The following is a 13,729-nucleotide window of genomic DNA, read 5'->3' on the forward strand; positions in this document are numbered from 1 at the left end:
CCGGACGGCGTCAGGCGGTCGCCTTGTCGATGTACTTCACAGCGTCGCCGACGGTGAGGATCGTCTCGGCTGCATCGTCCGGGATTTCAACGCCGAACTCTTCTTCGAACGCCATGACCAGCTCGACCGTGTCGAGGCTGTCAGCGCCAAGATCATCAATGAAGCTTGCACCTTCGGTCACCTTGTCGCCTTCGACGCCCAGATGTTCGACAACGATTTTCTTAACGCGTTCTGCAGTATCGCTCATGAGAGAACCCTCGACTTTCTGAATTTCCGATCTTCGTTAGCCGCACGAATGCCGCTAATCAAGCGAAATGACGACTAAAGCGCCGATACGATCGACGCCCAGTCTGTTATGCTCCGATGACGATGCACAGCGTGCATGCGGCGTGCGGAACGGCTTCGAGCGGGCGCTTATCACGATTTTGGCGCGCGCGCCAAGCGTTATTCCACGTCCCGCCACTCCTGCGACCAGTCGCATCAGACACCAGGCCCGGAGCGCCAGTCACGGCGCAGGAAACGCCAAATGACAGGCTCTCCCGGGACCTCGACCCCTTTGTTTCCCTGTCGTACAGGTCTTTCGAGACGAGCGCCAAGAAAGGAAGCAAGTCTTGCCGCCTGATGGTTTTCTGCGGTGGTTTCACCAAATATCTCGCAGAGGGCGAGTGTGGAGAAACCGAAGTCGAGCAGGCCGCGCGTGATCTCGGCGGCACTGCCGTAGCGCCCCCACATATCCGGCGAAAGCTCTATACCCAACTCACCACTGCCCTGTGGACAATTTGCCGTGCGAACACCGGCGCAACCGACGAGCCGGCCGGTTTTGCGCTCAATGACGGCAAACTGGTAGTTCCGGCGCGGGTGCTCCTGCGCCCATTTGCGAAAGAGCGCCACGAGTTCGGCGGGATCGCCCGCTTCCTGCCCGGCCTTTTTGCGGGCGGAAACGAAGCGCGGGTCGGACTGGTAGGCGGCCAGTGCCGTAACGTCGGCGGGCTCGAAGTCGCGCAGCACAAAGCGCCGTGTGGCACGCCCGTCCATCGTTCCTCCTGCCCGAACCGCGTTCAGATCATCGCCATGCCGCCATTGACGTGCACGGTCTGGCCCGTGACGTAGGAGGCCTCATTGGATGCCAGATATGCGACGGCGGATGCGATTTCATCACCGCTGCCCATGCGCTTCATGGGAATGGCACCCATGATCGCGTCGCGCTGCTTGTCGTTGAGCTTGTCGGTCATGGCCGATTCGATAAAGCCGGGGGCAACGCAGTTGACGGTGATCGACCGGCTGGCGATTTCCTGGGCGAGCGACTTGGAAAAGCCGATCAGACCTGCCTTGGAGGCACAGTAATTTGCCTGACCGGGATTGCCGGTGACGCCCACAACGGAAGTGATGTTGATGATGCGGCCGAATCGACGGCGCATCATCGGGTGCGTCAGTTCGCGGGTGAGCCGAAAAACAGAGCCGAGATTGATCTCCAGCACCTGATCCCAGTCATCGTCGCTCATACGCACAAAAAGGCCGTCGCGAGTGATGCCGGCATTGTTGACGAGGATATCGACACCCTCAAGTTCCGATTCCGCCTTCTCGGCCAACTGTTTGACTTCATTGCGGTCAGACAGGTTGGCGGGGAACAGCCTGACGCGATCGCCAAGATCGGCAGCCAGCGTTTCCAGCTTTTCAACCCGCGTGCCGTGCAGGCCGACAATGGCGCCCTGGGAGTGCAGAATGCGTGCGATGGCCTCGCCGATGCCGCCGGACGCCCCCGTCACCAGTGCCTTGCGGCCGCTCAGATCAAACATGGCCTTGTCCTTTTCAATCACCTGAATTCCTGCTTTTGATTTGGCGGGCTCAGCCGAGCGCCGCCATTGCCGCTTCTATATCTGCCGGTGTGTTGACCGGGACTGCGGCAAGATCGCGGTTGATGCGACGGGCGAGACCGGACAGCACCTTGCCGGAGCCGATCTCATAGAGTGTGTCCACATCATTCTCGCCGAACCAGCCGACGGTTTCGCGCCAGCGCACCCGGCCCGTGACCTGCTCGACCAGCCGTTCGGCGATCTCTTCGGGATCACTCAAAGGCGAGACGGTGACATTGGCGATCACAGGCACGACCGGGGCCTGCTTCTTCACGTCGGCCAGCGCCTCGCGCATCGCCTCGGCCGCCGGCTGCATGAGCGCGGAATGGAAGGGGGCGGAAACCGGCAGCATGATCGCGCGCTTGGCGCCCTTTTCGGAGGCGAGCTTCGCGGCTTCTTCCACGGCGCTTTTGGCACCGGAGATCACGAGTTGTCCGCCGCCGTTGTCATTGGCGATCTGGCAGACGCCCTCCTTGCCGGCAGCGGAGCAGACCGCTTCCACGTCTGCCGCCTCGAGGCCAATGATCGCGGCCATAGCCCCCTCGCCCACCGGCACGGCAGCCTGCATGGCGTTGCCACGAATGCGCAGCAGCCGAGCTGTATCGGCCAGGGAAAATGTGCCGGCAGCGCAGAGCGCGGAATATTCGCCAAGCGAGTGACCGGCCACGTAGGACACCTTGTCCTTGAGTGAGAGACCGCCCTTTTCCATCACCCGCATCGCGGCGATGGAAACGGCCATGAGCGCAGGCTGCGCATTGGCCGTGAGTGTCAGTTCGTTCTCCGGGCCTTCCCACATGATCCTGGAAAGTTTCTGCTCCAGCGCGTCATCGACCTCCTGGAACACGTCGCGCGCTTCTGGAAACGCATCGGCCAGATCGCGCCCCATGCCGACAGCCTGACTTCCCTGACCTGGAAAGGTGAAAGCGATGCTCATCGCCAAATCTCCGGTATTCGTCTTTATCGGGCGCATCTGGTGACGCAACACAACCGGCGCGTCAAGCTTTTTGGGCGTTTTCGGCATCCGACGCCCGATGACATGAAAACTCCATAATTGAAGAGAGATGTATCGCTGCTCCGCCCCATTTCCGGTGGCGTGTATGGGTATTTTCAGACATGTCTTTTGAATCAGAAGAGCCGCGACCGCAGGAAATTGCGCCTCGTCGCAGGCTGACGCTTGCGCAGGCGGTCGGCTTTGTTTCCGTAACCCTCTTTATTTCCACGGAAGTGGCCGCCGCTTCCGCCGCGGGCATCTGGGGTCTCTCCGGACTGCTGCACCTTCAGCCCCTCGGCGAGGTCATTCTGACGGCGATCGTCGGCATTCCGGCGCTCTTTGCGATGGTGCGCTGCGGCCAACTCGCCTTCGCAGCGGAGACCGACCCGGAAAACAACTGACCCGGCCACGGGAAACGAAAACGTCCGGCGTGTCAGGAAATGTCAGCGAGCGAGCGAGCGCGCTGGCAAGCGGGCTGCATATTGCCTATATGTGCGCGGCCTGCCAAAGCCCCCGACATGACGGAATTTTCCCATGACGACAGCTCTTTCCATCAAAGACCTTTCAAAGACCTATGACACCGGCCTGACCGCCCTGAATTCAGTCGATCTCGACATCAATCGCGGGGAGATACTCGCCCTGCTCGGCCCAAACGGGGCCGGTAAAACGACGATGATCTCCATCATCTGCGGCCTGGTGAAACCCACCACCGGCACGGTGACGGTGGAGGGCAACGATATTGTTCAGAACTACCGCCAGGCCCGCCAACTCATCGGTCTCGTGCCGCAGGAACTGCACACCGAAACCTTCGAGACGGTCTGGGCGACGGTGAGCTACAGCCGCGGCCTTTTCGGCAAGAAGCCGGCGCCGGCGCTGGTCGAGCAGATCCTGCGCGACCTCTCGCTCTATGACAAGAAAGACAGCCAGATCATGGCGCTCTCGGGCGGCATGAAACGGCGCGTGATGATCGCCAAGGCTCTCGCACATGAGCCGCGCATCCTGTTCCTCGACGAGCCGACGGCAGGCGTCGACGTGGAACTGCGCAAGGATATGTGGCGGCTGGTCAAACGCCTGCGCGACACCGGCGTCACCATCATCCTGACCACGCATTATATCGAAGAGGCGGAAGAGATCGCCGACCGCGTGGGCGTCATCAACAGGGGCCGGCTGCTTCTGGTCGAGGAAAAGGCCGAGTTGATGCGCAAACTCGGACAGAAGCAGCTCACGCTCGACCTGCAGAAGCCGCTGGAGCATCTGCCGGACCAGCTTTCCGAATATGACCTGGAGCTCGCCGATGGCGGCGAGCGGGTCATTTATCACTATGACACACAGGCGAAGCGAACGGGCATTGCGTCCCTGCTTTCAGCGCTGAGCGAAGCCGGGATCATCGTCAAGGATCTCGACACGGAACAACGCTCGCTCGAAGACATTTTCGTGAGCCTCGTGGTGGAGGAAAACCAGTGAATTTCGAAGCCGTCAAATCCATCTATCTCTTCGAGATAGCGCGCATGAAACGCACGCTTCTGCAAAGCGTGATTTCGCCCGTGCTCTCCACCTCGCTTTATTTCATTGTCTTCGGCGCGGCCATCGGCTCGCGCATCGAGGAGATCGACGGCGTCCAGTATGGCGCCTTCATCGTTCCCGGGCTGATGATGCTGACACTGTTGCAGAATTCCATCTCCAACGCATCGTTCGGCATCTATTTTCCAAAGTTCATCGGCACGATTTACGAGGTGCTTTCGGCACCGATCTCCTTTTTCGAGATTGTGCTTGGCTATGTGGGGGCAGCGGCGACCAAGTCGCTGATCCTCGGCCTGATCATCCTGGCAACGGCGCATCTCTTCGTCCCCATAGAGATAAGACATCCTTTCTGGATGCTGTTCTTCCTAGTGATGACGGCGGTCACCTTCAGCCTGTTCGGCTTCATCATCGGCATCTGGGCCGACAATTTTGAAAAGCTTCAGCTGATACCGCTGCTGGTGATCACACCGCTCGTCTTCCTTGGCGGCTCGTTCTACTCCATCGAGATGCTGCCGGAATTCTGGCAGAAGGTGACGCTTGCCAACCCGGTGCTCTACCTCATCAGCGGCTTCCGCTGGAGCTTCTATGAGACTGCGGATGTGGGGATCGGCGTGAGCATCGCCATGATCACCTTCTTCCTTGTCCTATGCCTCAGCGCCATCTGGTGGATTTTCAAGACCGGTTACAAGCTCAAGACGTGAACGCTAAAGCGCGTCGCGATCTTTCAGATTCGCTCTGTGCGCTTTAGGTTCTTGATTTGACGCATGTCTTTGTCCCGAAACCGGTGCCCACTTTCGGGAGACATGCGTTAACGCAGGGTCTTCAGGTAATCCTTGAATTCCCTGCCAGCCTCTGGCGCAAAGCGGTCGCCGGTTTCGGCGACCGTCACCAGCCGATCGATGCGAAAGTTGCGAAAGTCGTCGCGCTCCTCGCACCAGGCCGTCAAAAGCCAGACATTGTCGAATGCGGTCAGTCCCAACGGGCGAACCCTGCGCGTGCTCTGCCTCTTCTTCAGGTCGAGATAGACGATTTCAAGACGCCGGCGCCCACGTACCGCACGGCGAAGAGCAGCGAGATGGCGCTGTGCATCCGACGCCCTTGAATATGCGATCATGTCCCCTTGCTGCACACGCCCATGCTGGCCGTCGGGTGCTATTGCATCAACCTTTGCGGCCACGCGGGCGGCGGCCTGCTTCAGATCGCCATCGCCGCGCGCTGAAATCAACTGCATGCCAAGTGTGATCGCGTCGAGTTCATCGGCGTCGAAGTGCAGGGGAGGAAGGAAGTAGCCGCGCTCGATCTGATAGCCAACACCGCCCTCGCCCCGGATGGGAGCCCCCATGGACTGAAGCGTGGCGATGTCGCGGTAGACAGTGCGGACCGAAACGCCCAGCGTTTCTGCCAGTTGGGCAGCGCTGACCGGCTGGCGGTGCATTCGCAACTGTTCAAGCAATCCGAAAAGTCGTGATGCGCGCATGCTCCACCCTGACAGAAACTGTCAATCCTTCGGGATAGCTACGTCACGTCGGCCTGTTCGGCAAGCCCGACCGCAGCCGCTGCCCCTATCAAGAGGAAAACAGTCAATGTTGAGAAAATCCGAAGGCCCTGTGAGGGTGATGGGCTTTGCCCGATACAACAAGCGCGCGGACGTGGAAACGGCCCGCCTGATCGAAGCCGCCCTTGCCTGGCAGGAAACCTTTCTGCGCCCGATGGACGGCATCCTCTTTCATGCGTTTCTCGGCAATCTGAACGGCGGTTTTGCCGACATCATTCTGGCCCGTGACGACCAGAGCTTTGAGGGGATGCTCAAAGCCTATGACGACGCAGAAAGCGCGAAGGCGTTCATGGCATTGCTGGAGCCCGGCACCGTCCGGCTGTCGCGCAACCAGATACTCAAGCAGATCGCATCCCCACCAGACGCGTTTTCCTGCGTTGAGTTCGGGACCTTCAAGGTCGCTGACGGCAGCAATGCGAGTGAGCAGGACGTGCTTGCGATTTCGGATCGGATCGAAAGCGAATATCTCGGCCAATCCGACAATACGAGGCTTCATTACATCGGGCGAGATGCGGAAAACCGCTTTTGCGAGGTCACTTTCGGACGTTCGCTGGGCGAAACAAAACGCATGTGCGAAGGCTATGTCGGGCATCGGGTCTGCCAGCCGCTACTCGATCTGTGCGCCCCCACCAGCCTGGACCTTGATTTCTGGTACCTGCTCGCCTGAAAACCTCCTCCTGCGGGCCATCCGTCGAGGTTTCCGAAACTCTCCAACCTGGAGAAAATAAATCTATGGGAGAACTATTCATTTTCACAACCCATAGTAATTGATAGTTTCCCCTCTTATTGTATCCGCCATGGCGTGCGACTTCATACGCCATGGTTTTTCCATAACCCTGATTTCGACACCAACACCGCATTGGCAATTTTTAGCGGTCATTTGAACGAGATATTTGAAATGCCCACGTCACCATCTTCCCGCGGCGGTACGCTTGTGCAAATCGCGACAGGCTCCGGCCATGGCGAGACCTGCGCTCTCGTGACATTTTTGGAGGGATATGGCCTCCATCCCGTTGTATTGGGTTTCCAAATTTGCTCGGTCCTATGGAGTCACACGACGGCGTTTGGCGGCATGCCAATCTGTGTTCCTTCTCAGGAAGCAAACACCGCCATCGACCTGTTGCGCAGCATCACAGCCGAAGACGACACTTCCACAGAAGATCACGTGCGCAGCAGCTTCTGGGTCATCTGGCATGTCGTGGCCATGTGTCTCTTTTTTGTGCCTCCCCCTCCGCGAGGGGTGATCTATCCTGATCGTATGATCTTCCGGTCCTAGTGTCCCTTGCATCCTTCGGAAAACCCTGTATAAGCGCGCGATCTGCCGGTCTCAGCTGGGGGCTGAACGGAGGGCCGTGCGCTTTTCCCGATATCGGGAAGTGTGCGTTGTGAAGACAGGTTCTTCCGCCTCCCGTGTCTCCGCTCTCGACCGTCCAACGCGCTTTTCTTCGGCCCCTCGGGGACAAGACTAGTCGCAGAGGCTTAGCCGCTGGGCCGGTGGATGGAAACGAAGAAAGGCAAGACAATGGCACTTTACGAACACGTGTTCCTTGCCCGGCAGGATCTCTCGCAGCAGCAGATCGATGCCCTTGTTGAACAGTACAAGGGTGTGATCGAAGCTGGCGGCGGCTCCGTTGGCCGGGTTGAAAACTGGGGACAGAAGTCCCTCGCCTACCGGATCAAGAAGAACCGCAAGGCCTATTTCACGCTCATGGACATCGACGCTCCGGCTGCGGCCGTGAAGGAAGTCGAGCGCCAGATGGGCCTGTCGGAAGACGTTCTGCGCTTCATGACGGTTCGCGTCGACGCGCATGAGGAAGGCCCTTCCGCGATGATGCAGCGCCGCGACGACCGTGGCCCGCGCCGTGACGACCGTGGCCCGCGTGGCCCGCGCCGTGACGATCGTGGCCCGCGCCGCGACCATGACCGCGACAGCAACAAGGAAGGCTCCGAATAATGGTCGACATCAATCAGATCCCGACGCGGCGTCCTTTCCACCGTCGCCGCAAGACCTGCCCGTTCTCCGGCGCCAATGCACCGAAGATCGACTACAAGGACGTGAAGCTCCTGCAGCGCTATATTTCCGAACGCGGCAAGATCGTCCCCTCCCGCATCACGGCGGTAAGCCAGAAGAAGCAGCGCGAGCTGGCCAAGGCCATCAAGCGCGCCCGTTTCCTGGGCCTTCTGCCCTACGTGGTGAAGTAAGACTTTCGGCGCGGGCGGTTTTCCGCCCGCTCCCTCCCCGCGGCGGGCGCGGATGAGGCTTTTCAAATCCCGAGTTGGGGCGGATGCCCCTAACTGCCGCCATGGGCAGGACAGCGACTTTCATGCCGCACCTCGGCATTTCCGTTTCTGACCTGCCTTTATGAAATTCCGGCGCAGGGCGCCGATGACAAAGGACAGAAACGATGGACGTTATTCTCCTTGAGCGTATCACCAAGCTCGGCCAGATGGGCGACGTGGTGAAGGTCAAAGACGGCTACGCACGCAACTTCCTCCTGCCCAAGGGCAAGGCTCTGCGCGCGAACGAAGCCAACCGCAAGAAGTTCGAGAGCCAGCGTGTCGAACTTGAAGCACGCAATCTGGAACAGAAGAAGGAAGCCGAGGCTGTTGCAGAGAAGCTCGACGGTAAGTCCTTCGTCGTCGTTCGCTCCGCCGCCGAGACCGGTCAGCTCTACGGTTCGGTCGCCACGCGCGATATTGTTGAGATTCTGGCCGATGAAGCTTCAAGATCGGCCGCAGCCAGGTCGAGCTCAACCAGCCGATCAAGACCATTGGCCTGATCAATGTCGCCATCGCGCTTCACCCGGAAGTCGAGGTCACCGTGACGCTCAACGTTGCGCGTTCGAGCGACGAGGCCGAGCGCCAGGCGCGCGGCGAGACGCTGGATTCGGCGGAAGCATTTACGGTGAGGACATCAACGACAGCGCGCGTCCGGACGAGTTCTTCGATCCGGAAGCCGAGTACGAGGATGTCGAAGCAGCCTCCGACGAGACGGCTGCCGAAGAGACCGACGAGAACGCGTAATTCACGCGCAACCTGGTTCCGACCGCCTCAGCGCTTCAAGGAACCGCTGAGGCGGTCCGGAACCAGCCATCTGTTTTCAAGCAGTTCCGAAGGGAAATCCGGTTTCCACTCTTCCTGGAATTGCTCTCAAAGCCGGGCGCGCGCCCGGCTTTTTTGTTGCCAGCGATTGCGCCATCAATTGTTTTGATGGTGACTTTTATACTTTGAATATCTTGGACGAAGAGCCCGGATTTCCACGCTTCCGCGAGATCACAATGGCAAGAAGCGGCAAGAGTATTCATCCGGCTAACGGCCAATGAAGGTCTGGCCCCTTTTCAACCATCGCAGAATTGTTTCATACTTACAGCCTCCCGAGACTTTTTGGGGGTTATGCGATGAACTGGTTGCTCGAAAGATTCGTTTCTCGCCTCGTCCGCAAAGGGAAGCTTTCCATCACCAATGCGGCAGGGAAACTGCGTGTTTTCGGCGATGGGAGCGGCGATCCGGTCCATATTGTCATTCACACGGCGGCTGCAGAACGCGCCATCGCGATCGACCCGATGCTGGCGGTGCCGGAGCGCTACATGGATGGCGAGATCGACATCGTGGAAGGAGACCTTCTCTCCTTCCTTCAGCTCGTGTACTCCAACATGGACGAAACAGGCTCGCAGCTCTTTCTCGTCAAGCTGGGAGAGGCGCTGCGCCATCCCTTCCGCCGTCTGCAGCAATGGAACACGGCTGCGCGCGCCAAGCGAAACGTCCACCGTCACTACGATCTCTCGGAAGAGCTTTATCGTCTCTTCCTCGATGAGGACATGCAGTATTCCTGTGCCTATTTCGAAACACCCGAGGTCTCGCTCGAGGAAGCACAGAGGGCCAAGAAGCGCCATATCATGGCGAAGCTGGCGCTGGAGCGGGGACAGAAGGTGCTGGACATCGGCTGCGGCTGGGGCGGACTGGGCCTCGATATTGCACGCCAGTTCGACGCCGATGTGCTCGGGGTCACGCTGTCCGAAGAACAGCACCGGGTGGCCAGCAGCCGCGCGCGTGAACAGAAGCTCTCAAACAGGGCGCGGTTCGAAATTGTCGACTATCGCTCGCTCAAGGGGCCGTTTGACCGAATCGTGTCGGTCGGCATGTTCGAGCATGTGGGCATCAACCACTATCGCACCTTCTTCGACCAGAGCGCCCGTCTTCTCGCAGATGACGGCGTGATGCTTTTGCACACGATCGGGCGCTCCGCGCCGCCTGCGGCAACGAACGCGTTCATTCGCAAATACATCTTCCCCGGCGGCTATATTCCGGCGCTGTCGGAGGTGATGCCGGCGATCGAACGGTCCGGTCTGATCGTTACCGATGTGGAAATCCTCCGCCTGCACTATGCCGAAACCCTGAAGCACTGGCAGGCACGGTTTCAGAAGAACCGCGCCAGGGCGGTGGAGATCTACGACGAGCGTTTCGCCCGCATGTGGGAGTTCTACCTGGCCGGCTCGGAAGCATCGTTCCGATGGCAGGAGATGGTGGTCTTCCAGATTCAGCTCACCAAGAAGCGTGAAACCCTGCCCGTGACCCGAACCTATATCGGCGAAACCGAGAAGCAGCTCGCCGATGCGGATGGCAAGGGCTCCGGAAAATTCACGCAGGCGGCCGAATAGACGTATAATCGTTCCCCAATGCGATTCGACCGCTGCGGCTTAGCAATCACGGTCAAGCTTATCCTGAGAGTTGCCCACAACTGCGGCACGCGACTGTGAATCGCGGTCACATACCATCTCCGCACTTTCACCTTTTCCGAAGAGAAGGTACGAAAGTAGCTGGGGGTGCCGGGACGTTCATGTCTTTCGTTTGTCCGGGCGCGAATGACAGAGAAACACCGGAACAAAAATGATGGCAGAGGCGGCAGTCCGCAAACTTGAAACGGCGGAAACCCAGCTTTATCGGGAAGCACCAAACAATATCGAAGCAGAGCAGGCGCTGCTCGGCGCCATTCTGGTGAACAACGACGCGCTTTACCGCGTGTCCGATTTCCTGAAGCCAGTTCATTTTTACGAGCCCCTGCACCGCAAGATTTTTGAAGTTGCGGGCGAGCTCATCCGCATGGGCAAAACAGCCAACCCCGTCACGATCAAGACGTTTCTGCCCGCCGAAGAAAAGGTCGGCGAACTGACTGTTGCGCAATATCTGGCGCGCCTTGCGGCTGAAGCGGTCACCATCATCAATGCCGCCGACTATGGCCGTGCGATCTACGATCTTGCTATCCGCCGCGCACTGATCACGGTCGGCGAGGACATGGTCAACATCGCCTATGACGCGCCAGTGGACATGGCCCCGAACAAGCAGATCGAGGACGCGGAGCGGCGTCTTTTCGAACTGGCGGAAACCGGGCGCTATGATGGCGGGTTCGAGAGTTTTGGCGATGCCACCAAGATTGCCGTCGACATGGCGAATGCCGCCTTCATGCGCGACGGGCATCTCTCGGGAATTTCCACGGGCCTGCGCGACCTCGATGGGCGCATGGGCGGGCTCCAGTCCTCCGACCTGATCATCCTTGCCGGCCGCCCGGCCATGGGCAAGACCTCGCTCGTTACCAACATCGCTTTCAACATTGCAGCCGCCTATGAGCCGGCACAGCAGGCAGACGGCTCCTTTGCGGCCGCGAATGGCGGAGTGGTCGGCTTCTTTTCGCTGGAAATGTCGTCGGAGCAGCTCGCCACCCGTATCATTTCCGAGCAGACCGAAATCCCTTCCTCCAAGATCCGCCGCGGTGAGATCACGGAAACCGATTTCGAAAAGCTGGTGGCCTGTGCGCAGACGATGCAGAAGATTCCGCTCTTCATCGACCAGACAGGCGGCATCTCTATCGCCCAGCTTGCCGCCCGTGCCCGCCGCCTGAAGCGCCAGCGCGGCCTCGATGTCATCATCATCGACTACGTACAGCTCATGCAGGGCTCGTCCGCCAAGTCTGCGCAGAACCGCGTGCAGGAGATCACCGAGATCACCACCGGCCTCAAGGCGCTCGCCAAAGAACTTTCGGTGCCGATCATCGCACTGTCGCAGCTCTCGCGCCAGGTGGAGTCACGCGACGACAAGCGCCCGCAGCTTGCCGACCTGCGCGAATCGGGTTCCATCGAGCAGGACGCCGACGTTGTGCTTTTCGTCTATCGTGACGAGTACTATCTGAAGAACAAGGAGCCGAAACCCGGTACCGAGGAGTATCTTCAGTGGGAAGCCGAGATGAACGAAGTGCGCGGCAAGGCCGAAGTGATCATTGCCAAGCAGCGTCACGGCCCGACAGGCACCGTACAGCTTGCCTTCCAGGGCGAATTCACACGCTTCTCGGACCTTGCCGAAGAGGACCGTATGCCCGAGCGTTTCGAGTAACAGCACCTCTGCACAGGGATTAGCGCCATGACCCGTAACAACCCGCATTTGCGCGGCGCCGATCCCCGCGTGGCCGGGGGACGGCTGACGGTCGACCTCGACGCGGTGGCTGCCAATTACAGGTTCCTTGCCGAACAATCGACACCGGCCGAAGCCGCCGCCGTGGTGAAAGCCGACGCTTATGGGCTCGGCACCGGTCCGGTTGTCGAGGCGCTGGTTGCCGAAGGATGCCGCAAATTCTTCGTTGCCCTCCCCGAAGAGGGGCTTGCCGTTCGCAGGGCCGCTCCCGAAGCCGACATCTACGTCTTCAATGGTCTTTTCAGCTCTGAGGCGACCTCCTTCTACCGCGAAGGGCGCCTTCTGCCGGTTTTGAACTCGCAATCGGACCTCGCCATCTGGGAAGCCCATGGCTGGGACGACGAAGACACGCCACGCCCATGCGCGCTGCATCTCGAAACCGGCATGAACCGGCTCGGGCTCAGCCCCGAACGCGCCCGCATCCTGGCGCAGGAGAACGCGCTGACCGGGGCTCTGTCGCCGAGGCTGATCCTCAGCCATCTGGCCTGCGCCGACACGCCCGAGCATCCGATGAACCGGCAACAACTCGAATCATTTCAGGAACTTTGCGAGCTTTTTCCAGATGCTGAATCAAGTCTGGCGAACTCCGCAGGCATCTTCCTGGGTGGCGAGTTCCTGTGCGATGTGACGCGCCCCGGCGTGGCGCTTTACGGTAGCAATCCCGTAAACGGCACCGATAACCCCATGCGCCCTGTGGCAAGCGTGCATTCGCGCATCGCGCAACTGCGCCATGTGCCGGCCGGCGGCACCGTCAGCTATGGGGCGACCCCGCTCGACCGGGACACACTCGTTGCCGTAACCGCCACGGGCTATGCAGACGGTTACCATCGCTCCGGCTCCGGTGCCGGCGTGCCGCTGCGCGCTGCCGTGCCTGAAGGCGCATTCGGTTTCATCGAGGGACAGCGCGTGCCCGTGCTCGGCCGCGTCACCATGGACCTGACGCTTTTCGATGTGACCGACCTTGGACCAGACGCCCTGCAGGTGGGCGATTTCATCGAGCTCATGGGCCCCAACCTCCCGGTGGACGAGCTGGCTGCAGCCTGCGGCACGATCTCCTACGAGCTTCTGACCGCGCTGGGGCATCGTTTCGAGCGCCATTATGTGCGCGGCGGGGACCGCATCTGATGGCCCGCGCGCGCGTTCAGTTCATCTGTCAGAACTGCGGCACGGTGCACGCGCGCTGGGCCGGCAAGTGCGATGGCTGCGGCGCCTGGAACACGCTGGTGGAGGAAGGCACCTCCAGCGGGATCGGTTCCGGGCCCCAGGCGGCCTCGCGCAAGGCCCGCAAGGGGCGTGCGGTGGCGCTGACCACGCTTTCGGGTGACATCGAGGACGCGCCGCGAATCA

General features: G+C 60.1%; 15 protein-coding genes and 2 pseudogenes. 12 read left to right on the forward strand and 5 right to left on the reverse strand.

Annotated elements, in window-relative coordinates; genetic code table 11:
- Window positions 1–10: 10 nt before the first annotated feature.
- From JCM21793_RS09350 to fabD, 4 genes are all read right to left on the reverse strand, one after another.
- Window positions 11–247 (reverse strand): acyl carrier protein, encoded by a 237-nt coding sequence (locus JCM21793_RS09350; protein ID WP_007007691.1) that lies wholly within the window; start codon window positions 245–247, stop codon window positions 11–13.
- 233 nt (window positions 248–480) lie between these two features.
- On the reverse strand, window positions 481–1,035 hold the full coding sequence (locus JCM21793_RS09355; RefSeq protein WP_025030205.1) for a GNAT family N-acetyltransferase: 555 nt from the start codon (window positions 1,033–1,035) through the stop codon (window positions 481–483).
- A gap of 23 nt (window positions 1,036–1,058) precedes the next feature.
- Window positions 1,059–1,796, reverse strand: coding sequence for a 3-oxoacyl-[acyl-carrier-protein] reductase (fabG, locus tag JCM21793_RS09360; protein ID WP_007007693.1), 738 nt, complete (start codon window positions 1,794–1,796; stop codon window positions 1,059–1,061).
- A gap of 49 nt (window positions 1,797–1,845) precedes the next feature.
- Entirely contained in the window at window positions 1,846–2,787 is a 942-nt protein-coding gene (fabD, locus tag JCM21793_RS09365) for an ACP S-malonyltransferase (RefSeq protein WP_025030206.1), read from the reverse strand.
- Between the two features lie 179 nt (window positions 2,788–2,966).
- Here fabD and JCM21793_RS09370 point away from each other — a divergent pair, with 179 nt between their 5' ends.
- The 3 genes from JCM21793_RS09370 to JCM21793_RS09380 all read left to right on the forward strand — a co-directional run bounded on the left by JCM21793_RS09370 (window position 2,967) and on the right by JCM21793_RS09380 (window position 5,066).
- On the forward strand, window positions 2,967–3,245 hold the full coding sequence (locus tag JCM21793_RS09370; RefSeq protein ID WP_025030207.1) for a hypothetical protein: 279 nt from the start codon (window positions 2,967–2,969) through the stop codon (window positions 3,243–3,245).
- A gap of 133 nt (window positions 3,246–3,378) precedes the next feature.
- Window positions 3,379–4,308 carry an ABC transporter ATP-binding protein gene (locus JCM21793_RS09375; protein ID WP_025030208.1) on the forward strand — a complete coding sequence of 310 codons (930 nt, stop codon included), beginning with the start codon at window positions 3,379–3,381 and terminating at the stop codon, window positions 4,306–4,308.
- Window positions 4,305–5,066, forward strand: a complete 762-nt coding sequence (locus tag JCM21793_RS09380; RefSeq protein WP_025030209.1) for an ABC transporter permease — start codon at window positions 4,305–4,307, stop codon at window positions 5,064–5,066. The genes JCM21793_RS09375 and JCM21793_RS09380 overlap by 4 nt, the downstream gene beginning before the upstream one ends.
- A gap of 107 nt (window positions 5,067–5,173) precedes the next feature.
- On the opposite strand, the gene JCM21793_RS09385 is transcribed toward JCM21793_RS09380, so the two are convergent.
- Window positions 5,174–5,842, reverse strand: coding sequence for a helix-turn-helix transcriptional regulator (locus JCM21793_RS09385; protein ID WP_025030210.1), 669 nt, complete (start codon window positions 5,840–5,842; stop codon window positions 5,174–5,176).
- Between the two features lie 106 nt (window positions 5,843–5,948).
- Between JCM21793_RS09385 and JCM21793_RS09390 the strand changes: the two genes are divergently transcribed.
- From JCM21793_RS09390 to JCM21793_RS25050, 9 genes and pseudogenes are all read left to right on the forward strand, one after another.
- The gene (locus JCM21793_RS09390) at window positions 5,949–6,587 is read left to right on the forward strand and encodes a hypothetical protein (protein ID WP_025030211.1); all 639 of its coding nucleotides are present in this window, start codon (window positions 5,949–5,951) and stop codon (window positions 6,585–6,587) included.
- Between the two features lie 135 nt (window positions 6,588–6,722).
- On the forward strand, window positions 6,723–7,196 hold the full coding sequence (locus JCM21793_RS29180) for a hypothetical protein (protein ID WP_155983406.1): 474 nt from the start codon (window positions 6,723–6,725) through the stop codon (window positions 7,194–7,196).
- 246 nt (window positions 7,197–7,442) lie between these two features.
- Complete coding sequence (gene rpsF / locus JCM21793_RS09400; RefSeq protein ID WP_025030213.1) at window positions 7,443–7,874, forward strand: 30S ribosomal protein S6; 432 nt, start codon at window positions 7,443–7,445, stop codon at window positions 7,872–7,874.
- Entirely contained in the window at window positions 7,874–8,122 is a 249-nt protein-coding gene (rpsR, locus tag JCM21793_RS09405; RefSeq protein ID WP_002963610.1) for a 30S ribosomal protein S18, read from the forward strand. Before rpsF ends, rpsR begins: the two co-directional genes overlap by 1 nt.
- Window positions 8,123–8,325: 203 nt before the next feature.
- Window positions 8,326–8,944 (forward strand): annotated as a pseudogene (gene rplI, locus JCM21793_RS25045) (50S ribosomal protein L9).
- Between the two features lie 374 nt (window positions 8,945–9,318).
- Window positions 9,319–10,578: a cyclopropane fatty acid synthase gene (locus tag JCM21793_RS09415; protein WP_007007703.1), complete on the forward strand. Its 1,260-nt coding sequence runs from the start codon at window positions 9,319–9,321 to the stop codon at window positions 10,576–10,578.
- 232 nt (window positions 10,579–10,810) lie between these two features.
- The gene (locus JCM21793_RS09420) at window positions 10,811–12,304 is read left to right on the forward strand and encodes a replicative DNA helicase (RefSeq protein ID WP_007007704.1); all 1,494 of its coding nucleotides are present in this window, start codon (window positions 10,811–10,813) and stop codon (window positions 12,302–12,304) included.
- A 27-nt stretch (window positions 12,305–12,331) separates the two neighbouring features.
- Window positions 12,332–13,507 (forward strand): alanine racemase, encoded by a 1,176-nt coding sequence (alr, locus tag JCM21793_RS09425; RefSeq protein WP_025030214.1) that lies wholly within the window; start codon window positions 12,332–12,334, stop codon window positions 13,505–13,507.
- Window positions 13,507–13,729 (forward strand): annotated as a pseudogene (locus tag JCM21793_RS25050) (DNA repair protein RadA); the annotation flags it as partial. The gene alr and the pseudogene JCM21793_RS25050, both read left to right, overlap by 1 nt.

It is taken from the genome of Nitratireductor aquibiodomus NL21 = JCM 21793, assembly GCF_000615975.1.
GTDB lineage: Bacteria > Pseudomonadota > Alphaproteobacteria > Rhizobiales > Rhizobiaceae > Nitratireductor > Nitratireductor aquibiodomus.